This window comes from Bdellovibrio sp. HCB185ZH (assembly GCF_047302455.1).
In the GTDB taxonomy this organism is placed as follows: Bacteria; Bdellovibrionota; Bdellovibrionia; order Bdellovibrionales; family Bdellovibrionaceae; genus Bdellovibrio.
This window is the reverse complement of the sequence record NZ_CP178624.1, coordinates 3,505,825-3,526,744: the sequence shown is the minus strand read 5'-3', so window position 1 is coordinate 3,526,744 and position 20,920 is coordinate 3,505,825. Positions and strand designations below refer to the sequence as shown.

Sequence of the window (20,920 nt, the reverse complement as noted above, 5' to 3'; positions counted from 1 at the left end):
AAACTCGGGAGAATCTCATAATGAGACATTTCGCGACTCTTACAGCAATTACTCTAGCGTTAACTACCACCTTGGTCGCCTGTCGCGATTCTTCCTCGACAAATCCTGAGAGTTTAAAACCCTCTGGAATTTCAAATCAGACTTTGCAACCCTCACCGACTGAGCAAACGACTGCTAGTAACGACAATCGTGGTTTTACACCGAACACCTCTTTGGGACAAAAACTCCAACAAGCCTATCCCCTGGAATACGCCTGCACTCAGCAGCTTTGCTCAAACGATTTCCAAAAATATCCAAGTCTCAGCAAAATGACGGAAACAGCAGCCATTCCAACGGAAGCGCAAAAGAAATATTATGCCGACTACATTCAGTCGGCTCTGTTAAAATATTACGCTGCCCGCAAAATCAACTCAGAAAAATGGCTAAGCCTGCTGGAAGCCAAAGAGAACGATTTTTCCACGATCAAGCTAAGTGATGATCAACTTAGAATTTTACAGACGCTCAATGCTTTACAGAATGCGGATAAGATTCCCCAAATGAAAAAGTATTGGAATGGCAAATTTCAAGAGGTGGATTTTCAGAAAGCTTTTGGAATTTACCAGCACATGGGAAAATGGACTTATCTGCAACAAATGTATCCAAATCTTTCCTTGACCGAAGCAGCACAGAACGAGCTGAAGTTCATCGAGAGCAACTTCACACGTCTGGAAAAAATCGTCGGTGGGGCGAACTCTTTAGATGCGGTTATTACTGCTAAAATTAAAGCTTCGGAACCCTTGGATCTAGAAGAGATGGAAGAGTTGACTGAATACGCTTTGTCAATTCGTCGTCTGGAACATTTTTTGTTTGGCCCGGGCAATGCCATTATCACGGACCTAATGAAAACTTCGCCGCTGACACAGGAACAGCTTTTCAAAATCTACTCGCAAAAGAAATTCCAAAAGGAACTTACCAAACAAATTCAAACAGATTTAAAAGACAATTGCTCTGAAAGATATTATCAATCCATCAATCTTTATCCCCAGCCCACCCAACTTGCAAAGTTCAAAGAGTTGGCGGAGCAAACACGCGAATCGGCGTTAGCCATATTACATCCTCAAGATCCGGCTTATGAAAAAATTAAGGAGATTCAATTTCTTTATCCTTCAACGTCAGACAAAAACAGCACAGCTTGGCTTGCCTCACTACGTTCTAAAATTTCCAGCATTGAAGACGACACCGTAAAGATGGACCAGCTGGATTCCCAGTCCCTGTACGGAAAAGCTTTGATCCTGACGATGTTTGCCAAGAATGCGAGTGAAGTAAATCTCTGCCCTAAGATTCCAGATACGAAAGTTTCTGATAAAAATGCCGTCGGCTATGGTTACGTGATGGTCAGCTGGTACAGTGTCAAATTTCCGGAATTGGGAGCTTCCATTCTTGCCCATGAGCTCGGGCATTCCGTTTTTGCTTTTAGCAGCAATTCAGAATCAACAAAATCCTGCGTGAAGCAGAAACAGTCCACAGAGTTTTTCGCGGACGAAGACTTCGCAGATCTTTTTTCAGCCAAAGTCAGTCAGGAATTGAAAAGCAAATATCAAGTACCCACCGGGAATATGGCTTGTGCGTTGATGGATTCACTTTATCCTCTGCAAAGTCGAGATATGTCTGATCCACACTCCACCCTGCTCTATAGAGCTTTACAGATTCGTATCGCGAGTGGCGAACAGATTCCCACTTCGTGCCAGCAGTTAGCAGAACGAGACAATACTTCGGCTACACGCCGTTGCAACTAATCAATCACCGGGAAACAGACGATCGTGGCGTAACTGCCTGTAGCGGTTGATCACACCTTGCGTGTCTTCCGGCGAAATCGATGGTTTCGCTGACTCACCAAATTGGTAGATCATCCCGACCCCGTACCCGACATTTAGATCCGATTTGTGCAAGGGACTCGAGCGGTTCGCGGACCACGTGTAATCCGAAACGGATGCTCCGACATACAGTGAAAAACGGCCTGAAGAAAACCTTTGATAGTAAGAAAGATTGTTACTTAAAAAGCCGGCAACAGCGTTGTAAGCAACTCGGGAACTCGTGGCCTGCCCAGCGTCCACCTCAAAGTAGGTCCTCATATACTCTTGGCTGGCAGCATTCATTTCAAGGGCTGTTGTTCCGGAAATATATATCGGCGAGGCGAAAGGTCCACGGGCATAACTTTCCCAGCGATAGATCAACTGTGCTTTAAAGCGCATCCCGTTTTGACGGATATAACTGCCATATGCAGCCGCGGAAAGAAACGGTGCCAACTGAAATTCCCACGTGCGACCGCTGGACCAAACCAGCTGCGGTCCACCGTCTAAAACCAGCGGCAGATTTTCCATCCCTTGCCGGGCTTGATTCTTGGAGGAATCCAGAGGCAATCGCCCTCCCCCGGAAAACTCCAAAGACCACGTCTCAGATTTAAAAAGATAAGCCCTACCGCCCTCACGGTCGTCGGCGCGAAGATACTCCCCACGATACTGGAACGTTGGAAACGGCAACATTAAATCGGAATATTCATCTGAGGAAGGGTAATCAGCGTAGCGAATATATCCCAGACCTAAGCCCCACTCCCACAACGGCGGCGCCGGCTCTTCATCGGCAAAAGCCCATGGAGCGAACGAAAGTACCAAAAGAAGAGTCAGGAAAAAACGCATAAAGCCGTTATCGGCTTTTCTCGGGTTTTCCCAACTGGACAATCAGTGATTAATCATTAGGAACAATCGCGTTTTGGAGCACCAGAGCAGAGGAATACTTCCCATAAATTTTAGCGAACGTACCATCTCTCACCATGGATGCCAGTGCAGCTTCAAGCATTTTCACTTCCTGGGCACTCACCCGTTTTGGCGCATAGTAACTGCCCACTCCAGTTATGACTTTTCGATCAATCTGCATACCAAAATCGGTCATTTTATATTTCTGCAGAAAGTAATCTGAAATCGAAACGGATCCGATGAAAACTTTCAACTGCCGACGCTTCAGCGCTTGAAAAACTGTCGCATAATCTGGAAATTGGCGAATGCGACCCTGCTCTCGCAACAGACTTATTTCCTCTTCTTTGAAATAGCCCTGGGTCCCGATGAAGCTACCAAAAACCACGGCTTTATCGGCGAGCGCCTGCTGCAGATCGTAATTCTTTTTCTGCAAATCAGGCGCAAAGGTCACGGCCCGGTAACTGCGAAACATCTGAATGAATCTTCCGACTTTATCCATCGTTGGAGTTTTGATCGACAAGACCGTGATATCAACACTGGCGTTTTTCATCCTCTCAACCAGTGTTGGGCGCGACATCTCCAAGACCTCAAAGCCACAGCCTGTTCGCTTACGCAGCTCCGCAATCGTGTCTAACATCGATCCTCGGGCTTCATTTTGTTCCAGGTAATAAAGGGGCTCGTTTTCAATAACTCCGACCCGAAATGTTCGTTCACATTTAGAAATTGCACGCGACAAGGACGCCTGCGAAAGAATCACAACCAAAACAACACCGCAAGTTTTTAACATGGAGAAAGCTTAGCAAGTCCCGCCGGAATAGGTAAACAAATGAGCCGTTATCTGCAGGCAAACAAGACATAAAAAAGGGAGCCCTGAGGCTCCCTTTAGTTATTTTAGGAATGAAGCTTCTTTGTCAGAAGTGCGGCTCTCGCTGCAGCCAATCTTGCAATTGGTACGCGGAATGGAGAACAAGACACATAATCCAATCCCACTTTGTGGAAGAACTCGATAGATTCTGGATCACCACCATGCTCACCGCAAACACCGATCTTAAGTGACGGTTTCATACGACGGCCTAAATCCACACCCATTTTCACCAGTGAACCCACACCCACTTGGTCGATAGATTGGAACGGATCTTTAGGCAAGATGCCGTTAGAAACGTAAGAACCCAAGAAGCGGCCCGAGTCATCACGAGAAAGACCCAAAGTCGTTTGCGTCAAATCATTAGTACCAAAGCTAAAGAAGTCTGCATGTTCTGCAATCGCATCCGCCGTTAAAGCAGCGCGCGGAAGCTCGATCATCGTTCCGATCGCGTAATCAAATTTCAGATTTTTTTCGTTTTGAACTTTCTTAACTTCTTTTTCCGCCTGTCCACGAAGCATATCCAACTCTTTGTCAGTTGCTACCAATGGAATCATGATTTCAGGAGCAGAAAGTTTCAAACCTTCCTTCATGATCATGCAAGCTGCTTCCGCAATGGCGCGAACTTGCATGATATAGATTTCAGGATAAGTGATCGCCAAACGGCAACCGCGGTGACCCAACATCGGATTGAATTCGTGCAAAGCTTTAACTTTGGAACGAAGACGATCAAAGTCCGTCCCGATACGAGTTGCCAATTCTTTCGTTTCTTCGTCTGTGTGAGGAACGAACTCGTGAAGAGGTGGATCCAACAAACGGATTGTTACTGGCAAGCCGTCCATAATTTTAAACAATTGATAGAAGTCATCACGTTGCATCGGCAATAGCTTCGACAATGCTTTTTCGCGATCCATTTTATTATCCGCGATGATCATTTCACGAACCGCATCGATACGATCCGCACCAAAGAACATATGCTCTGTACGGCAAAGCCCGATACCTTCAGCGCCGAAGTTTTTCGCAGTCTGCGCATCTTTCGGAGTGTCGGCATTCGTGCGCACTTTCAATTTGCGAGTACGATCTGCGATTTTCATGATGCGTTCAAAGTATTGATCCAGTTTTGGTTCAATAGTTTTTACTTCACCCAAGAAGACTTCACCTGTTGAACCATCCAAAGTGATCACATCGCCCTTTTTAAGAACGTAGCCTTTCACTTTCATTGTTTCAGTGCGGTAGTCGACTTCGACTTCACCGCAACCAGCAACACAGCATTTACCCATACCACGGGCAACAACCGCCGCATGAGATGTCATACCACCACGAGTGGTGAAAATACCTTGTGCTGCCACCATCCCCGCGATGTCTTCCGGAGAAGTTTCCACGCGAACCAGGATGACTTTTTTGCCTTGTTCTTTCCATTCAACAGCTTCTTCGGAAGTGAACACGATTTGACCGTTCACGCCACCTGGAGAAGCTGGAAGACCTTTTGCCAACAGTGTTTTCTGTGCTTTCGGATCCAAAGTTGGATGCAGAAGCTGATCCAACGACGAAGGTTCCAGACGAAGAAGTGCTTCGTCCTCGGTGATCAACTTTTCATCGATCATGTCACAAGCGATTTTCAAAGCCGCTGCGGCTGTACGCTTACCGTTACGAGTTTGCAGCATCCACAATGTGGAGCGCTCGATCGTGAACTCGATATCCTGCATATCGCGGTAGTGACCTTCTAATTTTTTATAAATATCCACCAACTGCTGGTAAGCTTTTGGAAGAGCCTCTTCCAATGACTGAACCCCAGAAGCTGCAGCTGCAATTTTAGTGATTGGCTGCGGAGTTCTGATACCCGCTACCACGTCTTCACCTTGAGCATTGATCAAGAATTCCCCATAGAATGCCTTATCCCCTGTCGATGGATTGCGAGTGAACGCCACACCCGTCGCAGAGTCATCACCCATGTTACCGAAAACCATGGACTGGATATTAACCGCTGTACCCCAAGCAGCAGGAATGCTGTGAAGTTCACGGTAAGTGATCGCGCGAGGTGTATTCCAAGAGCGGAAAACTGCGGAAACGGAACCCCACAATTGCTCCCAAGGATCTGTTGGGAAAGATTGGCCCGTCATCTGATGAACAAGCTCTTTGAATTTTTTAACCAAAGACTTCAAATCATCCACTGTCAATTCAGTGTCGAGTTTGTAGTGTTTGTCTTCTTTCATGTCTTCCAATGTGACTTCCAGAAGTGAGGAGTTCATTCCCATCACAACGTCAGAGTACATTTGGATGAAGCGGCGATAAGAATCCCAGGCAAAGCGTGGGTTGTTAGAAGACTTAGCCAGACCCTCAACCGTTTGATCGTTCAGACCCAAATTCAGGATTGTATCCATCATCCCTGGCATGGAAGCACGAGCACCGGAGCGAACAGAAACCAAAAGCGGATTGTTCACATCACCAAATTTTTTACCGATTTTCGCTTCCACCTTTTGCATGGCTTCGATGACTTTCGGACGAACCCATTCAGGAAGTTTTCCGCCTTCTTCATAGAAGTGCGTGCAAATCTCAGTCGAGATCGTGAATCCCGGAGGAACTGGAATTCCTAAAGAAGTCATCTCGGCAAGGTTCGCACCTTTACCACCCAGGATGTTTTTCATTCCCGCGTTGCCTTCAGAATCCCCGGCAGCGAAGAAATAAACGAACTTCTGCGGGATAGTCGTTTTGTTAGTTGGTTTTTCCATGGTGACGTTCTGGTTCATAAGTTTCCCTTCCAGCTTGTCTGAAATACTCTTAAATGTGTCTGAAACACCTAGCATAAGATCAAGCTAAACCCTTAGAATCAATGAAATATTTCGACACTTCGCCCCTCACAATATTAGAGCCAAGGCTCGATCCACGAGGTTCTGTAATCTCAAAGAAAAACCAGCACTTAGGTGACAATTTTCTGAACACCTTTTTTAGGTTTTACAAGCTTCGGGTTTCCATAACGGGAACTTCGCCTCGCTATGTTAAAACTGCCGCATCTGATTAAACGTTTTTAAGGAGATTTCCATGAAAGTTTTCGCTGTTATTTTGACTTTGTTGGCTGCCACTTCTGCTTTTGCCGCTGATGACTGTTCTATTGAGCAAGCACAAGTTATCGGCCGAGTGACTGCCATTCAATCTACCCAAGGTGATCTTTGTGTAGCGCAAATTTCTTTTAGCTATTTCGAACCAAGTTACGCGTGCCCTCTTCTTAGAAGCCAGGTTGGTATCGTGGAGCTTGAGTGCAACCATGTTGTTGGTTCTCAAGTTGACGGCATCCTGAATCACCCAGCAGGCAGCAACAAAGTTTCTCTTTACTAATCAGAGGAACTTATGAAGTCGGTTTTATCTTTCATGTTATTTTTTGCGACGACCTCTGCCCTTGCGGAAACCGTGGTGTGCAAGCAGGTGGATGCGCGAATCACAGCAGAGGTTGTAGACATCAAGCCCCTGGAAGGAACAGGTCTTTGCCTGGCGAACCTTTCGTTTGATGGTGCTAAAGCATTATATCTGGATAACAACTATTGCCCGCTTTCCTTCGATGAAGTTATGGCAAAAGGAGTTACCTTGAAATGTAATTCCCAGCCCGGCGATACGGTCAGCGGCCTTTTATATCGCTCCGTATTTGACGTTCAGATTTACTTGCAACAACAATAAAAAAGGGAGCTGAAGAAGCTCCCTTTTTTTATTTCTTTTTAAGATCGCGGTAATCGCGCAAGTACAGTTTACGGTCTCCCATATCCATCACCGTAAATTTTCCGGAATCAAAAGCCGAACGAATTATTCCCGATCGCGCCCCCACCCACACATTATCCTCCGCACACAGATTTCGATAGCACGGAATACGTTTTGCCACTAACGATTGGTCACGAACATAACTTCCACCATCATAATTTTCCTGCACGATGAAAAGTCCCCGCTCATACACCGCTCTGACAACGCCTTCGGTGTATGTTTGATTTCTAAAGGGTCCCACTAAAACTTTATCACCGGGCCAAATATCGCGCGGTCCTTTTTTCATTCGTCGGGAAATATAGCGGGCTTCGCGCTGATAGACTTGGTAATCATCATCATCTCTGACCCACACCGTACGGCCATCATTTGAGACCTTAACGACGATGCCTGTGATGTAACGCCCTCCTTTAAACGGTCCCGATAAAACAAAATCACCAATCGTAATTCGCCCCGGTACGGGAGCAGGTGTTGATGGGGGCTTTGGAGCTGGGGGCTGAGGTGTTGGTGCCGGCTCGTTGGGATCAGGAGGCAGGGGTTGAGGAAATTCGTCCCCGGGATTTGGCAAATCGTGAAGTTGTGCCCAGGAAGATGTCGTGAAACCGAAGAGAACCAAGAAGACAAACAATGCTGCTTTCATAAAACACGGCTCCTTTAAGTGGCGCCGTGTTTCGTGAAATTACGCGGCCCCTTTTAGCGAATCTCGCGGTAAGGGCGCAAAGTCAAATTACCAGAATAAGGGTCTTGAAGAGTAAAGAAGCCATTGTCATAAGCACGGATAATGTTGCCCATGTATGTTTGTTGGCCAACACACAATCTTTTATAGCAAGTCGTCTGTCTTACCAAATCGCCATTTTTGCGAATGTCTTTACCACCATTCAAAGTATTGATCAGGTAAACGCCGCCTTCGTAAACTTCGGCTATGCGAGTTTCAAAGTAAGGTGCTCCGTTTACGGGTTCCGTCAGAGCGATTTCGTCTCTGCAGATACGTGTTTTGCGATCACAAGTCGTTGCACGTAAAACTTCTTTCGTCGTCGCCACATAAACTCGGCCAGACAATTCTTCTCTGACAGTCATATAGCCGTTTGAATACACACCTTGGATTTCCACCGGGTTGTAATTACGACCGCGGTTGAATTCATACATGCCTTTTGCACCAACGCAGTGTCCTTTGTTGTTGCAGTTCAACCATACGCCCACGTACTTCGCTTTTACTGATGTGAACTGACCGTTGAATTCGTTACGAACAGTGATGATTTTAGCATCACGTGAAATGCCAGCGATAGTTCCTGAGATGTACATGCCATCAAGAACTGCTAAAGCGCGATCCCCCACCGTGAATTGATCATCGGTATCGACACCTGGTCCACCGTTCGATGGCGGGCGAGGAACCGGCTGACTCGGTTGTTCCGGCTGTTGTGGAGGTTGTGGTTGCTCCGGATTTGGCCAAGGCGTTGGATCTTGTGGCTGTTCAGAAGGAGGCTCTGGAAGTGGCTGCACAGGACCTGAACCATCATCACCCGGAATTGGCAAATCAGACTCTTCAGCCCCAGCGTGTGAAAGATTGAAAATCACCAAGGCGGCAATCAATAGGTTTTTCATGGAACTCCCTTCAATAAACAGGGTCCCAGCTATCAAAACCTGTGGGCACTGTCATCTTTTTCGCCTCAGAAGGGGCATCTTTGAGTTTCCTTTGAAAAACGTTCGCCATCAAAGCGAACGCACGGCGCGTCAACAGCGAAAGTTCGCGGTTTTCAAATAAAAAAAAGGGAGCTTCATCAGCTCCCATTTTTAACACATTATTCTCCAAATAAGCGCAAAGCACCTTTTAGAAGTTTTTGATTTTACCTGCAACGTAGGCGTTCAATTGTGACATTGGAATACGCTCTTGAACCATTGTATCGCGGTGACGAACCGTGACCGCTTGATCGTTGATCGTATCAAAGTCGATCGTCACGCAGAACGGTGTTCCGATCTCGTCTTGACGACGGTAGCGTTTTCCGATGGAAGCCGCTTCGTCGTAGGTCACGTCAAAGTCTTCGGCCAATTGATCACGAAGTTTATCCGCGATCGAAGTCAGCTCTTCTTTTTTAGACAATGGCAAGATCGCGACTTTAAACGGAGCGATTTCTGGGTGAAGACCCATCACTACGCGCACGTCTTCTTTACCCGCTTCGTCTTTCGTGACTTCTTCACGGTAAGCATCGCACATGAATGCCAAGAACAAGCGATCACAACCCACTGCCGTTTCGATAACGAACGGGATGAATTTTTCTTTGTTCGCTTCATCGAAGTACTCAAGATTTTTACCAGAGAACTTCATGTGTTGAGTCAAATCGAAGTCAGAGCGGTTATGGATACCTTCAAGTTCCGAGAAACCCATTGGGAATTTGTATTCCACGTCAACCGCTGCTCTCGCGTAATGCGCAAGTTTTTCGTGTACGTGAACTTTCAAGTTTTCTTTTTTGATACCGTACTTAGAGTAGAACGCCAGACGACGCTCCTTCCACTCTTCAAAGAATTTTTCGTCAGTTCCAGGTTTTACGAAATATTGCATTTCCATTTGTTCGAACTCACGCGTACGGAAAATAAAGTTTCCTGGAGTGATTTCGTTACGGAAGGATTTACCGATCGCTGCGATACCAAACGGTACTTTGTAGCGAGAAGACTGTTGGCAGTTCAAGAAGTTCACAAAGTGACCTTGAGCCGTTTCAGGACGCAAGTAAACGACACTCGCAGAATCCTCCAAAGGACCCATGTGCGTTTTGAACATCAAGTTGAAGTTACGCTCTTCAGACAAGTTTTTGCTGCCGCAGTTCGGGCACTTTTTGTCTTTCAGGTATGATTCAGTGTTGTCGGCACGGAAACGTGTCTTACACTCTTTACAGTCTACCAATGGATCCGAGAATCCATCCACGTGACCAGACGCTTTCCAAACTGTTGGGTGCATCAAGATCGCGGCATCCAAACCCACGATATCAGGTCTGCGAGTCATGGCATTCCACCATGCGCGTTTTACATTTAATTTCATCAAAGAGCCCAGAGGACCATAGTCCCAGCAGCTACCAAGACCACCGTAGATCTCGGATGATTGGAAGACAAATCCACGACGTTTGCTAAGGCTGACCAAGGTTGCTAAATCTGTAAGCGGTCTGATTTCAGGAGTGCTCATGAAGGCTCTACTTTCCCCTCCGATGGCTTCGGAGTTGCTAGTTTGTTTTGGACACAGGCAGGAGGGCTTGTGCTAGGTCACGAAGTTACACTTGGGTCCAGATACAGTCAACAAATCCGGGTCTTTCTTGATCTGGGACCTGGTCCTGGGCGATCCTATTTTTATGCAGCGCAATTTCATGATTCTCAGTCTTCTTTCGGTTCTGTTTTTCGTGGGTTCAATCACCTCGGCCGAGTCCGTACCTAAATTCGTTAAAAAAGAAGAAAACATCCGCGAAGAAATGGTCACCATTTCCCGTGAGCTGGGCGTCACCTGCACCGAATGTCATAATGTTCAGAACTTCACCGACAACAGCAAAAAAAGCTTCAAGGTCGGCAAAGAGCACATGAAGCTCACCCAAATGCTAAAAGAAAACGGTTTCGACGGCAAAAAAGGCCCGACGGCCACATGCTACATGTGCCACCGCGGAAAGCTGATGCCGGAGTATAAGGAACCAGCCTCCGCGCAAGCTCATTAGTCGGTAAATCTGTATTTCGCCCTCTATGAAATTGTCGCTTCTCGCCAATTCTCTCTACTCTGAGATTTATAAGAATCCAATCGACCGAATAGAAACGTGAAGCTAGTTATTGCTTCAGCTATAAAAGCACGAACTCCCATCGAAAATCTAACTTAGCCGTCGTCGATTGTGTTGAGCGCAAAGCAAGCGTAGATTTTCTTGCGAGTGAGAGCCGCCTTTTGAGTAAAGTTGAATATGATCGAATTGGATTTGGTATTTTGATCCGCACTTCTTTCCGTCATCGCTGATAAACGTGCAGCACCCTTGATCCCTTTTCCACACTGTATGCCGAACTCTCGCCGGAATATACCGACCTCTCTTAATCCCTTTTTTTTGTTTCGCATACACCTCAGCCTCCGCAACCGGCAAAGTCTTCAGCTTCGGCGCCGGTGTCGCAACGCTTCCGCACTTCCCACGGTCCGAATTAGATCTTTTTAGCTCTCTATCCGCCAACAATTCGATGAGTTCAGCGTAATTCATATCGTGATTTTTATGAGACAAAAGTGCTTTTAACTGATCTAGTTTGCCCTGCAACTTCTCTTCAATGACGAGGCGAATTTCCAAATGAGTTTCAGTAATTGTTCGAACACGTTCTGACGGCAAAGCCGCGTGCGGGGACTGGCTGATTAAGATCTTTTCTACTTCACGGGTTGATTTATTTTCAACCGCGGCCACTAAGTCACGCTTACATTCAATCGATACGTTGCCTTCTCTTTTGGTTTCGGCGCGAATGAACCCTTGTACCTGAGCCGCCGTTGTCAGAGTGATTTCACCACTGGAAATTTTATGTTGCACTTCGGGAACGGATTTCACGAGTCGCATCGCCTGGATTCTGCGATAAGCGGCGCTTTCAGAATATCCGAGCTCTTTGGTAACGTAGTCAAACAAACTGCCATAACCTATTTCCAAAAATAGCTTGCGCGTTTCAACTTCAAGAAGGTGATTCAAAAATTCTACCTGGATGTGGCGTTCCTGTTGCACCAGGTTTTTAACTTTCTCCAATAATTGAATATTTGAAAGATGTTTCATACACCCACTCCTTTGCTGAGGATTTTCCTCTTGTGGAGTTGTTATACACCATTTTTAAAAGTTCATTTTTCCAGGTTTCCCCTCGAAAAATAAGGGTTTCCAAACCCTGAAAATTCGATTCCCATAAACACACAAACTGCTCAGAAGAGAAGATTTTTTTCGGTCAGTGGAGGACCTCGCCTTCTAATAAACCTGGTCATACAGCCGAATCTCCAAACACCAAAATCACGTCAAATAAAAATTAATTACATCCGTCCCACTGAAGCAACGCAACACCGGCGCAGAAACAGAAACAGAAACAGAAACAGAAACAGAAACAGAAACAGAAACAGAAACAGAAACAGAAACAGAAACAGAAACAGAAACAGAAACAGAAACAGAAACAGAAACAGAAACAGAAACAGAAAGCATCCCCTGAAAAAATGCCTCTTGTGCCTGACTGCCGTGGATTGGCATTTTCGAGGGTTCTATGCGTTTCAAGCTGAGAAATGTCCTCTGAAATAGAACCCAAAAGACCTGAGAGTTGCACGCCCTTTGCTTTAATAAAGGCCAACGGGAGTGCGAAGAATGAAAATCATTTTGTGCTGTCTCATGTTGGGACTGACTTTTCTGAAATATGGCTCTGAGATGAGCAGCGAATTCGCTTCGACGACCACGCCCCGTACTTTATGGGAGGGCCGCGAAGGCTCTTACACTCTGATCGGTGGAGCTGATGGGTGCCCGACGACCATCACCCTCATTGAACAATGTGGCGGCTTTACCTTAAATCCCCGCCTAAAAGAGACCGAACTCGATACCGTTCGCTTTTGCCATATCGACAAGGGACCGCGCTTTTCTCGTAATGACTTCGGAAAAGTTTCGACGGTATCTAAAACGGAAGAGGAATACATTCGCAGAACCGAAGTAGCCCACATGGGTCCGCAGATCTTGCCACTGAGCCAGGATCTGGTGTTTTTAAATCCCGACCGACTCAGATTTCAGTGGGAGCATATCGTACGAGGTCGCGGGCAAAGCTGCCTCTACGCTCGATAGAATTCTCCCAAAATTGATATTATTTTTTATTAAGAATGGCGTTGTAAGCCGTTTCCAAAAATTCGATGGAAGCTTTATCGCAGCGACGGATCTGGGTTTGATAAGCCTCGGTGACAGTCTTGATCGAGGCCCCCGCAGGCACTCCCAAAACTTCGTAAGCATCCCAAGTATGGGAATTATAGCTAAAGATCACATTTAGATTTTTCGGCCTGACACCCTGTAAATCAGGGTGAACCGCCGAGCGCGTGGCTGCCGCAGGCCCCACCTCTCGGGTGGCGACTGGCGGCTCGGGCTCGATGAGCGGCGGTGCGCTGTCCTTTGCTTTCATGTCCAGGCGCGTAGGAGTTTTCTCCCCACCTCTAGATAAAAGGTACCAGACAACGAAGGCCCCTGCTCCCACAAGGTTCAACGTCAAAAAATCTTGGCTATTCATGTAAAGTCTATTATTCGTTGTCAGCTTAAAATTAGCAAGGAGTCCCTGAAGATGGCTGCACCAAATCCTTTCGAAAAACAGAACGCTATTCCCGGAGTGAAACATATTATCGCAGTTAGCTCGGGTAAGGGTGGAGTTGGTAAGAGCACAGTTGCGACTAACCTCGCAATGGCCTTGGGGCGCAAATCAAAAGTTGGTTTACTTGATGCCGACGTTTACGGTCCGAGCATTCCTCGTATGTTGGGCTCACTTGCTCAAAAACCCAACATCAATCCCGAAACGAACCAACTTGAGCCGATCAACCGTTACGGCATCAAACTTATGAGCATCGGCTTTTTGATCGAAGAAGGTTCCGCCGTTATCTGGCGTGGTCCGATGTTGTTTAAAGCCATGGATCAATTCCTGCGCGATGTGAACTGGGGCGAACTGGATTACCTGGTTGTCGACTTGCCTCCAGGCACTGGTGATATCCAGCTGACTTTGGCTCAAAAGGTTCCTGTGGCAGGCGCGGTCCTTGTATCCACTCCTCAGAACGTTGCGTTGATTGATGTCAAAAAAGCAGTCGATATGTTCCAACGCGTAAACGTGCCTTTGCTAGGCATGGTGGAAAACATGGCCTACATGATCAACCCCGTGAATGGCGAGAAAATGCAGCTCTTCCCTAAGGGTGAGATCGACTCTTACGCAGCACAAAAAGGCATTGCAAAGCTTGGGGAAATTCCATTTAACCCATCCGTGGGCTTAGCTTGTGAAGCAGGTATTCCGATTGTTGAAGCAAACAGCAACGGCGCAGAGGCTCAGGCTTTCATGGCGATTGCTGACAAACTGCGTGAAGCTTTGCCGTAAACATTTGTGATCACAAATCCCCTTCATTGAGGTTTTACAACTTGCAATCACTCTGGATTGTTTGTTGAATAACCCAAAACCATATTGAGGGGGATCTCATGAAAAAATTCTTCGCTGCTACTTTGATCGCTTTGGGTTTCTGCGTTTCTGCACAAGCTGAAACTGCAATGCCTATTCTTCCAGTTTCTGTTCAATCTCAAGTTTACGCTACAACTGCTGAGCAAGCTGCTGGCGAAACTCAATGGGCTACTCAAGGTAAATACTGCTGCTTCCAAAGCCATGGTGGCGGTTTCTGTGAATTGAGCAACTACTACAACGTAGGCACTCCATGCAAATGCACTAACGGTGGCAACAACACCATCTCTGGTCACGTTTGCCGCTAGTTCTGTAATAGAACGACTCGGCCATGGGTCTGTCCCAGCTATGTTCCGCAACACAGTATCTTGTGAGTGGTCATTAGCTGGGCGAAAATGTACTCGTGGCCGTTATAACTACAGAGGCAATTATGAAAGCGTTTTGTCTCGTACTCATTACCGGATTGATTTTCTCAAACTCGATCCAAGCTTCGACTCAGGAAACTCATCGTTTCCCTCTTCAAAATCCAACACCTTTGTATTCCTCTTTTGATCCCGAGATCGAAAATGATGATGTGTATGTTATGAGCGTCTGCTGTCCCGTGGGCCCTGCCCCCTCCTGTGGTTGGGGTGATTTCCCTATTGGCAGTGAGTGCTACTGCAGTGATTCCGGTCAAATTTACCCTGGAACCGTTTGCGGAAAGTGATTTCTGTGAACTTATATTAGGAGGATTTTATGAGAAAGGTATTTGCGACCCTTGCTCTGGCCCTTGCATTCTCTTCCGCTGCGATCGCGGCACCGCAGTCACAGCTCCCTTCAGGACGTCCTCTCTTCCCTATTGAAACGCAAGCTTCAGGCCTCATGAGTACGACTGAAGAACAAGAACAATTGGATATGGCAAAACTTGATGAAGGAGACGCCAAATACTACTACGGCAATAAATGCTGTACGAATTATGGTTGGTGTTATCTCAACCAATGGGCACCTATAGGCTGGAACTGTTACTGCTATAGCTATGGTTGGTACTATTACGGCAGAGTTTGTTACTAGGAACTTACTCCGCAGGTAAAGACAAAAGCGCCGGCTTGTTCGCCGGTGCTTTTGATGAAATTATTTTTCAATGCGTGCTTTCATTTGAATGCTTAAGACATCTTCTTGCCCGGGTTCATCATGGGCGTAACGAATATCCAGTTTTCCTTTTTTGCCGCCACTTGCGGAAGCGGGACTCGCATAAAAGGAAACTTTGAATGAAGCTGTTTCTCCTGGCTCGACCTCAAAATTTTCTAACGTATAACCGAACCCCTCGCCCGTGAAAGTCGCTCCCCGACAGGTGACCACGTGGTTGGTGTTGTTCTTGAAGTTCACAAATTTAATTTTCGTCTGTCGAGGCTTCACCACACCGAAATCCACTGCCGAAATTTTATCGCGCAATTGGTTTCGCAATTCTTCAGTGGAATGAATTTCGATCGTGTGCACTTGCGAGCCATCATAAATCACCACTTGCTCTATGCTTGCGAAGGCCAAGGAGACCGATAACAATAAGTAACTGCTGCATATTAAGGCAATTTTCATTCTTATAATCCCCTTTTTGTTTTCTTTTTTAGTCTTGCTGATATTTTTTTAAGCGCAAGCAATCGCCCCGTTCTGTGCTTTCAATCAATTTATCGAGGGGCTTTTACTCAAGATTTCCCGACGTGAGACGAATCCCGAACTGTTTTGAGAAAGTGATGCCCACCACTTTGTCGAAAAAGAAAATCGAGTTATTCTGTAAAAGTTGAAACCGAGGGCCTGTTAGACTCGACTTGTTCGGGTGAATGCTTAAGGGCCAGCTATAGGAGGACAGTGATGAAACATCGTATTCACGACCATCATGATGAAGCACCGAAGTGACGAGCGTCCAATAGTGTATTAAAGCGAGGTTCAGTGTTCAGGCCTCGATAAAAAATGATGAACAGGAACGATTGGATTCTAAAGATAACTCAAAGGAGGTTCCTAGGGTTATACTCGTTAGGATTAGATCCTTCCTTTGCCTCAAGGCAAACTATGGGAAACCATAGGGCGCAAAGCTACAGGGGCTTCACTGCCAGCCAGCTGCCAAAGGTCACAGAGTACCTAAGGGAACTTAGAGGTGTGCAAAATGGAAGGTCTTTTTATTACAAAGGATTGGTTTCATTCCCCTCGCCTAGGAGCTATCACTGATGATTATTCCTAGGCACTTTTTTTTCTTTCTTCTCTTCTTTTAAAATTCCTTAAAAATTAGTTCTCGGTACACCCAGCTTGCTGGGTAGGCGTACTTGCATAACGTCGACACAGCGTCGTGCTTCACCGTGGCCCGCCCTCCTCCGCTTTGCTACGGCGGACGGGTGCGCGCATCCATGCGCCCACGGAGGTCGACTTTTATGCAAGTACGCCTACCCATCAATCTGGGCGCACGACGGTTGTTTCTTCGGCTTTTAAAAGAAGAGAAGAAAGAAAAAAGGTCTCGGTTAGCTTCGGTGAAGCTTTCTTCGTTCGGTTTACTCAAACAACCTTCTCCATATTAGAGATCGAGTGTGCTGCTAGTTTTGGGGCTCTTGGATAATCCTAGGGATTTGATTTTTGGGAGGACGTTTATATCTATTACTTTGGTGGTTGGGAGTTGTTTTTTTATTTTTTCGGTTAGGTAGTGGCGGTGGCAGTCGGTGGCTTCGTTTTCGTAGCACAATAGGGCTGAGCGGCCTCTTTTTTGGGAGAGGGTTATTACTTCTGCTACTTCTTTGGGGTGTTTGGGTAGGATTTTGGTTTTGTAGTCGTTGAACATTTTTTTGCGGGTGATAAGGTGTTCTTTGGCGGCTTTTCTCCAGGCGGAGGGGACGCCTAGTTCTTTTCCTAGATAGGTGTATTCTATGCCTGCTTCTTTTAGTTCGGCGGCTAGTTTGTTTTTGGAGAAGCCTTTTTTGCGGCTGACCGGATTTCTTCTGATATCTATGATTCTTTTTATTTTATTTTTGATTAAGCCTTCTACGAATTCGTCGATGTCGCAGCCTTCGTAGCCTACTGTGTAGATTGTCATTCCAGCCTCCCCTCTTAGTTTATTTTTCTTGGGTGTTGTAACCAAGAGGGGTTGGCAAAATGCACACCTGAATGCGGTATTTGAACTGTTAGTAGTTGATGTACAAGATTACTTTGTCAGCGATGGCTTTTCTGCCATCTGTTAATGTGACCGGGACTTGATCAAAGCTCACTCGTACGGGCATTGAAAGAGTGTACAGGACTTGCTTACATGCCCCTTGTTCTGCTGCAGGATCGTAAAAATCCATTTCAAAATGGAGGTATTTCCCTAATACCAAATTGCTAAACCAGCCACCTCTTACAACGCACTTTGCTTCTGTTGTTTCAATTTTATAAGAAGACGCCTCATCAAAATCAACTTCCTGAACTCCAGGGATCAGAAACCGCACATTTTCAATTGTGCCGTGCAGGTTCGCAGCTTCTGTCGAATAATAATCTAAATTTATTTCCTTCGAAATGGAGGCGTGAGCTTCAAGGCGCGTGAGGTGCAACTCCTCTCCTGCAGCATATAACTGGGGTTTGCTTTCTTCGGGTTTGTGGGGACCTGCGCAGCCTACAGAGCTTGCGGCAGCTAGAAATATAACGGATAAGAAAAGGCCTTTAAGTGTATTTGAATTCATTGTGTATCTCCTTGATGGAGACCGGACATTGCATCCGAAGGGCCAACGCCAGATCGAATATAGGCATGATTCACCCGTTTCTATTCCTAGATTCCGGATTTTAAAACTTCTCTAATTCCATATCCTTGGAACCATTCGGCCTGAAATCGATTTTATAGGGGGCTTGGCCTGGCATCATGGCTGCAATTCGGACTGGCGACACACTAACCGAATGGAGTAAACCATGAACACTGCAAAAACCCTTATGTCTCTAGTAACCCTTGTTTCCGCTTTAGGCTTTCTATCTGCATGTCAGCCCTCTTCAAATAAAAAAGACGAACAAAAACTGATCTATGAATTTGAATATAACGGTTGCAACACCGGCACTCACAGCTTCAACACCCTTGCAGAATATTGCGACGCCCTTACCGACAACGAATTGAACAAAGGCTGTGCGATCAACATGCGTGCGCAAGAATATGTAAACCGCTGCGAAGGGAAACCACAAAATTCCACGCCCGCGACACCTCAAACTGCAAAAGACGAAATTTTCGCGAGCATCTTGGATTGGTCAACATCTGAAAGCGACTATACAGACTCTTCCGTTATCTCCGGTTCAATGATCGTGGATTCATTTTCTAACAGGAATGCTGTCGAATATAACTTTGCAATGGCTAAAAACCTATCTGCAACAAGTGCAGATGGTCATTGCACAGTACAAGCTCACTTCGAGCCAGCAAAATTAAACAAAACGCTGAGCTTTACAATCTTCATCCAACAATCGCATTCTCAATCTTATTCTTGCGCTAACATCGTTGAAGGCTCTTTAAGACAAGGAACATTCTTAGACCTAAAGAACGTAACGATGAAAGACAGAAACTCTAAATACACACTAAAAGACGTCATCCTAAATATCGCGCCAAAATACTAATCGCTACCAACAGAATAAAAAACCCACTCTCCCGAGTGGGTTTTTTATTTGGTGCAACAAGAAACAGGACCTGGCACCCAGTTAAACGCCAGCAGCGATCAAAAAGGTTCAGCCGCAAGGGTTCAGCCGACAACGAAGTGGATGAGCCTTTTTCATCGCTGCGGGTAAAAAGCAAAAAACCCGCTTATTAGGCGGGTTTCTTGTTAGTTGTTTTCGGCTACTGGGATGTGGATTCTGGTTCCTACCATCAGGCTGGCTGGGTTGCGCAGCTTGTTTTTTTGTTTTAGCTGGCTTACTGACACGTTGTATTTGGCAGCGATGTCAGTCAGGTTGTCGCCCTTACGGACTACGTGTACCTTGCTTTTGGCTACCTCCCGGGCAGAGCTGCTGTTGTCCCCGCCTGGAATTTTAAGTTTCATGCCCAACTTCAATTTGCTTTTGCGTTTGATGTTGTTGGCTTTCTGTAACTCAGCAACGCTTGTTGAGTATCTTTGAGCGATAGAGAACAAAGAGTCACCGGATTGAACCACATAGAAACGGCCACCCGTTAATTCTGCAGCTGCAGTTTCAACGGATTTTTCTGGAGCTGGTTTAGCGTTGGCTTTCGCAGCTACCGTGCTGTTGTTTTTGCGGTCAGAGCGATCACGAAGTGGCGTGCGATCTGGTACGTAGATCGTGCGGCCTACTTTAAGGCGTGATTTTCTTGGCAAATCATTCAAGTCACGAAGGTAAGCAACAGAAGTTCTGTACTTACGAGCGATTGTCTTAAGATTGTCGCCTTTACGGATTTTGTACGTTTGAGTGTCACCGCTATCCGCGATGAAACGAACGTCAGTCACTGCTGCTTCGTTCGCAGCAACTGTTGCCAATTCAGTAGTTCCTGGCGGAATACGAAGAACTAGCTCTGAACCTTTAAGGATTGCCACTTCACCTTTGAACTTAGGATTCAAGGCTTTGAAGTCCTCATAGTTCAAGTTTAGCTTTTCAGCCATTTGGCGCATGTTCACAGGTTGTTTTACAGTGATGTGATCGAACTCGATCGGGGGAAGATAATCGATATCTTCGAAACCATACTTAGCTGGATCTTTTGCGATCAACTTTGCAGCGATGAATTTCGGTACATAGTTGATTGTTTCTTTCGGAAGACGGTTTTTGCGAGCAAGTTCCCAGAAATCGCGCGTGTAGTGATTCATCACTTCGCGTTTTACGCGGTTTTCACCCACGTTGTAGGAAGCCATTGCCAAATACCAAGAACCGAAAACGGAATAAAGACCTTTGAAATATTCTGCGGCTGCTTGAGTAGCGAACACGGGGTCACGACGTTCATCGACGAATGGATTGATTTCCAAACCATAGCGCTTACCTGTGCCGCGAATGAACTGCCAGTATCCCACAGCTGCTGCGTGGGAAGTTGCTTGTGAACTGAAACCTGATTCGATCAATGCGATATAGAAAATATCTTCAGGCAAACCGTTGTCACGCAACACCTTTTTCATCAGCTTTTCATAGCGTGATGAACGTGCCAAATATCTTTCCATGTGCTCGCGACCGCGGCCTTGGAAATAAGTGATCCATTTTTCAACCAACGGATTGATTTCTGTAGGGATAACATCCAACTCTTGGTCTACGACCTTGGGACCCTCAGGATCAGACAAACGGAACGAGCCGATGTCTTTGATTTCAGAAGCAGGCTCGTTGCCTGCGTTCCCTGCTGCCTTTTCGCCATTTGCATTCATTTCCTTATGAACACAACCCGAAAGTAGGCCCAGGACTATACTTAATGTAACTAGTCTCCTCATGAGTCCTCCGAACAGGTTTCAGGCTACAAAAATCGAAGGACTTTTACAATAAAACAACG

Annotated in this window: 22 protein-coding genes and 1 riboswitch; of the genes, 9 read left to right on the top strand and 13 right to left on the bottom strand. The window is 46.1% G+C overall.

Features of this window, described 5'->3' with window-relative positions; genetic code table 11:
- Positions 1-20: 20 nt before the first annotated feature.
- The gene (locus tag ACLSU7_RS17185; protein ID WP_413293123.1) at positions 21-1,775 is read left to right on the top strand and encodes a hypothetical protein; all 1,755 of its coding nucleotides are present in this window, start codon (positions 21-23) and stop codon (positions 1,773-1,775) included.
- On the opposite strand, the gene ACLSU7_RS17180 is transcribed toward ACLSU7_RS17185, so the two are convergent.
- The 3 genes from ACLSU7_RS17180 to ppdK form a co-directional block, all read right to left on the bottom strand.
- Positions 1,776-2,675: a MipA/OmpV family protein gene (locus ACLSU7_RS17180; RefSeq protein WP_413293122.1), complete on the bottom strand. Its 900-nt coding sequence runs from the start codon at positions 2,673-2,675 to the stop codon at positions 1,776-1,778.
- Positions 2,676-2,724: 49 nt separating this feature from the next.
- Positions 2,725-3,519, bottom strand: coding sequence for a transporter substrate-binding domain-containing protein (locus ACLSU7_RS17175; protein WP_413293121.1), 795 nt, complete (start codon positions 3,517-3,519; stop codon positions 2,725-2,727).
- 104 nt (positions 3,520-3,623) lie between these two features.
- Positions 3,624-6,341: a pyruvate, phosphate dikinase gene (gene ppdK, locus ACLSU7_RS17170; protein WP_413293120.1), complete on the bottom strand. Its 2,718-nt coding sequence runs from the start codon at positions 6,339-6,341 to the stop codon at positions 3,624-3,626.
- 292 nt (positions 6,342-6,633) lie between these two features.
- On the opposite strand from ppdK, the gene ACLSU7_RS17165 reads away from it, so the two are divergent.
- Entirely contained in the window at positions 6,634-6,927 is a 294-nt protein-coding gene (locus ACLSU7_RS17165) for a hypothetical protein (protein WP_413293119.1), read from the top strand.
- 12 nt (positions 6,928-6,939) lie between these two features.
- Complete coding sequence (locus ACLSU7_RS17160; RefSeq protein WP_413293118.1) at positions 6,940-7,263, top strand: hypothetical protein; 324 nt, start codon at positions 6,940-6,942, stop codon at positions 7,261-7,263.
- Between the two features lie 28 nt (positions 7,264-7,291).
- Here ACLSU7_RS17160 and ACLSU7_RS17155 read toward each other — a convergent pair whose 3' ends face one another.
- The 3 genes from ACLSU7_RS17155 to ACLSU7_RS17145 all read right to left on the bottom strand — a co-directional run bounded on the left by ACLSU7_RS17155 (position 7,292) and on the right by ACLSU7_RS17145 (position 10,510).
- Positions 7,292-7,978 carry a hypothetical protein gene (locus ACLSU7_RS17155; protein WP_413293117.1) on the bottom strand — a complete coding sequence of 229 codons (687 nt, stop codon included), beginning with the start codon at positions 7,976-7,978 and terminating at the stop codon, positions 7,292-7,294.
- Positions 7,979-8,031: 53 nt separating this feature from the next.
- Positions 8,032-8,940: a hypothetical protein gene (locus ACLSU7_RS17150; RefSeq protein WP_413293116.1), complete on the bottom strand. Its 909-nt coding sequence runs from the start codon at positions 8,938-8,940 to the stop codon at positions 8,032-8,034.
- A 226-nt stretch (positions 8,941-9,166) separates the two neighbouring features.
- Positions 9,167-10,510, bottom strand: a complete 1,344-nt coding sequence (locus ACLSU7_RS17145; protein WP_181604780.1) for a glycine--tRNA ligase — start codon at positions 10,508-10,510, stop codon at positions 9,167-9,169.
- 163 nt (positions 10,511-10,673) lie between these two features.
- On the opposite strand from ACLSU7_RS17145, the gene ACLSU7_RS17140 reads away from it, so the two are divergent.
- Positions 10,674-11,027 (top strand): photosynthetic reaction center cytochrome c subunit family protein, encoded by a 354-nt coding sequence (locus tag ACLSU7_RS17140; RefSeq protein ID WP_413293115.1) that lies wholly within the window; start codon positions 10,674-10,676, stop codon positions 11,025-11,027.
- A 147-nt stretch (positions 11,028-11,174) separates the two neighbouring features.
- Here the strand turns inward: ACLSU7_RS17140 and ACLSU7_RS17135 are convergent, their stop codons facing one another.
- Both ACLSU7_RS17135 and ACLSU7_RS17130 read right to left on the bottom strand, forming a co-directional pair.
- Positions 11,175-12,095: an HNH endonuclease gene (locus tag ACLSU7_RS17135; protein WP_413293114.1), complete on the bottom strand. Its 921-nt coding sequence runs from the start codon at positions 12,093-12,095 to the stop codon at positions 11,175-11,177.
- 225 nt (positions 12,096-12,320) lie between these two features.
- Positions 12,321-12,575: a hypothetical protein gene (locus ACLSU7_RS17130; RefSeq protein ID WP_413293113.1), complete on the bottom strand. Its 255-nt coding sequence runs from the start codon at positions 12,573-12,575 to the stop codon at positions 12,321-12,323.
- Between the two features lie 87 nt (positions 12,576-12,662).
- Here ACLSU7_RS17130 and ACLSU7_RS17125 point away from each other — a divergent pair, with 87 nt between their 5' ends.
- The gene (locus ACLSU7_RS17125) at positions 12,663-13,127 is read left to right on the top strand and encodes a hypothetical protein (RefSeq protein WP_413293112.1); all 465 of its coding nucleotides are present in this window, start codon (positions 12,663-12,665) and stop codon (positions 13,125-13,127) included.
- Positions 13,128-13,146: 19 nt separating this feature from the next.
- Here ACLSU7_RS17125 and ACLSU7_RS17120 read toward each other — a convergent pair whose 3' ends face one another.
- Positions 13,147-13,560: a J domain-containing protein gene (locus tag ACLSU7_RS17120; protein ID WP_413293111.1), complete on the bottom strand. Its 414-nt coding sequence runs from the start codon at positions 13,558-13,560 to the stop codon at positions 13,147-13,149.
- Positions 13,561-13,611: 51 nt separating this feature from the next.
- Between ACLSU7_RS17120 and ACLSU7_RS17115 the strand changes: the two genes are divergently transcribed.
- The 3 genes from ACLSU7_RS17115 (at position 13,612) to ACLSU7_RS17105 (ending at position 15,531) form a co-directional block, all read left to right on the top strand.
- Positions 13,612-14,406 carry an Mrp/NBP35 family ATP-binding protein gene (locus tag ACLSU7_RS17115; protein ID WP_413293110.1) on the top strand — a complete coding sequence of 265 codons (795 nt, stop codon included), beginning with the start codon at positions 13,612-13,614 and terminating at the stop codon, positions 14,404-14,406.
- Between the two features lie 98 nt (positions 14,407-14,504).
- Positions 14,505-14,789 (top strand): hypothetical protein, encoded by a 285-nt coding sequence (locus tag ACLSU7_RS17110; RefSeq protein WP_413293109.1) that lies wholly within the window; start codon positions 14,505-14,507, stop codon positions 14,787-14,789.
- Positions 14,790-15,216: 427 nt separating this feature from the next.
- Positions 15,217-15,531, top strand: coding sequence for a hypothetical protein (locus tag ACLSU7_RS17105; RefSeq protein WP_413293108.1), 315 nt, complete (start codon positions 15,217-15,219; stop codon positions 15,529-15,531).
- 60 nt (positions 15,532-15,591) lie between these two features.
- On the opposite strand, the gene ACLSU7_RS17100 is transcribed toward ACLSU7_RS17105, so the two are convergent.
- The 3 genes from ACLSU7_RS17100 to ACLSU7_RS17090 form a co-directional block, all read right to left on the bottom strand.
- Positions 15,592-16,053: a hypothetical protein gene (locus ACLSU7_RS17100; protein WP_413293107.1), complete on the bottom strand. Its 462-nt coding sequence runs from the start codon at positions 16,051-16,053 to the stop codon at positions 15,592-15,594.
- Between the two features lie 453 nt (positions 16,054-16,506).
- A riboswitch (cyclic di-GMP riboswitch) is annotated at positions 16,507-16,580 on the top strand.
- Positions 16,581-17,020: 440 nt separating this feature from the next.
- Complete coding sequence (locus tag ACLSU7_RS17095; protein ID WP_413293106.1) at positions 17,021-17,533, bottom strand: DUF488 family protein; 513 nt, start codon at positions 17,531-17,533, stop codon at positions 17,021-17,023.
- Positions 17,534-17,621: 88 nt separating this feature from the next.
- Positions 17,622-18,152 (bottom strand): hypothetical protein, encoded by a 531-nt coding sequence (locus tag ACLSU7_RS17090; RefSeq protein ID WP_413293105.1) that lies wholly within the window; start codon positions 18,150-18,152, stop codon positions 17,622-17,624.
- Positions 18,153-18,375: 223 nt separating this feature from the next.
- Between ACLSU7_RS17090 and ACLSU7_RS17085 the strand changes: the two genes are divergently transcribed.
- Positions 18,376-19,062 (top strand): hypothetical protein, encoded by a 687-nt coding sequence (locus ACLSU7_RS17085; RefSeq protein WP_413293104.1) that lies wholly within the window; start codon positions 18,376-18,378, stop codon positions 19,060-19,062.
- Positions 19,063-19,265: 203 nt separating this feature from the next.
- On the opposite strand, the gene ACLSU7_RS17080 is transcribed toward ACLSU7_RS17085, so the two are convergent.
- Positions 19,266-20,861 carry a LysM peptidoglycan-binding domain-containing protein gene (locus ACLSU7_RS17080; protein ID WP_413293103.1) on the bottom strand — a complete coding sequence of 532 codons (1,596 nt, stop codon included), beginning with the start codon at positions 20,859-20,861 and terminating at the stop codon, positions 19,266-19,268.
- Between the last annotated feature and the right edge of the window lie 59 nt (positions 20,862-20,920).

Bases quoted from the DNA above. Each gene is read 5' to 3' on its own strand.
- ACLSU7_RS17160 (WP_413293118.1), top strand. From the start codon at position 6,940: ATGAAGTCGGTTTTATCTTTCATGTTATTTTTTGCGACGACCTCTGCC.
- ACLSU7_RS17125 (WP_413293112.1), top strand. From the start codon at position 12,663: ATGAAAATCATTTTGTGCTGTCTCATGTTGGGACTGACTTTTCTGAAA.
- ACLSU7_RS17140 (WP_413293115.1), top strand. From the start codon at position 10,674: ATGCAGCGCAATTTCATGATTCTCAGTCTTCTTTCGGTTCTGTTTTTC.
- ACLSU7_RS17100 (WP_413293107.1), bottom strand. From the start codon at position 16,053: ATGAAAATTGCCTTAATATGCAGCAGTTACTTATTGTTATCGGTCTCC.
- ACLSU7_RS17185 (WP_413293123.1), top strand. From the start codon at position 21: ATGAGACATTTCGCGACTCTTACAGCAATTACTCTAGCGTTAACTACC.
- ACLSU7_RS17120 (WP_413293111.1), bottom strand. From the start codon at position 13,560: ATGAATAGCCAAGATTTTTTGACGTTGAACCTTGTGGGAGCAGGGGCC.
- ACLSU7_RS17155 (WP_413293117.1), bottom strand. From the start codon at position 7,978: ATGAAAGCAGCATTGTTTGTCTTCTTGGTTCTCTTCGGTTTCACGACA.
- ACLSU7_RS17175 (WP_413293121.1), bottom strand. From the start codon at position 3,519: ATGTTAAAAACTTGCGGTGTTGTTTTGGTTGTGATTCTTTCGCAGGCG.
- ACLSU7_RS17085 (WP_413293104.1), top strand. From the start codon at position 18,376: ATGAACACTGCAAAAACCCTTATGTCTCTAGTAACCCTTGTTTCCGCT.
- ACLSU7_RS17090 (WP_413293105.1), bottom strand. From the start codon at position 18,152: ATGAATTCAAATACACTTAAAGGCCTTTTCTTATCCGTTATATTTCTA.
- ACLSU7_RS17165 (WP_413293119.1), top strand. From the start codon at position 6,634: ATGAAAGTTTTCGCTGTTATTTTGACTTTGTTGGCTGCCACTTCTGCT.
- ACLSU7_RS17095 (WP_413293106.1), bottom strand. From the start codon at position 17,533: ATGACAATCTACACAGTAGGCTACGAAGGCTGCGACATCGACGAATTC.
- ACLSU7_RS17110 (WP_413293109.1), top strand. From the start codon at position 14,505: ATGAAAAAATTCTTCGCTGCTACTTTGATCGCTTTGGGTTTCTGCGTT.
- ACLSU7_RS17180 (WP_413293122.1), bottom strand. From the start codon at position 2,675: ATGCGTTTTTTCCTGACTCTTCTTTTGGTACTTTCGTTCGCTCCATGG.
- ACLSU7_RS17080 (WP_413293103.1), bottom strand. From the start codon at position 20,861: ATGAGGAGACTAGTTACATTAAGTATAGTCCTGGGCCTACTTTCGGGT.
- ACLSU7_RS17135 (WP_413293114.1), bottom strand. From the start codon at position 12,095: ATGAAACATCTTTCAAATATTCAATTATTGGAGAAAGTTAAAAACCTG.
- ACLSU7_RS17105 (WP_413293108.1), top strand. From the start codon at position 15,217: ATGAGAAAGGTATTTGCGACCCTTGCTCTGGCCCTTGCATTCTCTTCC.
- ACLSU7_RS17150 (WP_413293116.1), bottom strand. From the start codon at position 8,940: ATGAAAAACCTATTGATTGCCGCCTTGGTGATTTTCAATCTTTCACAC.
- ACLSU7_RS17115 (WP_413293110.1), top strand. From the start codon at position 13,612: ATGGCTGCACCAAATCCTTTCGAAAAACAGAACGCTATTCCCGGAGTG.
- ACLSU7_RS17145 (WP_181604780.1), bottom strand. From the start codon at position 10,510: ATGAGCACTCCTGAAATCAGACCGCTTACAGATTTAGCAACCTTGGTC.
- ppdK (WP_413293120.1), bottom strand. From the start codon at position 6,341: ATGAACCAGAACGTCACCATGGAAAAACCAACTAACAAAACGACTATC.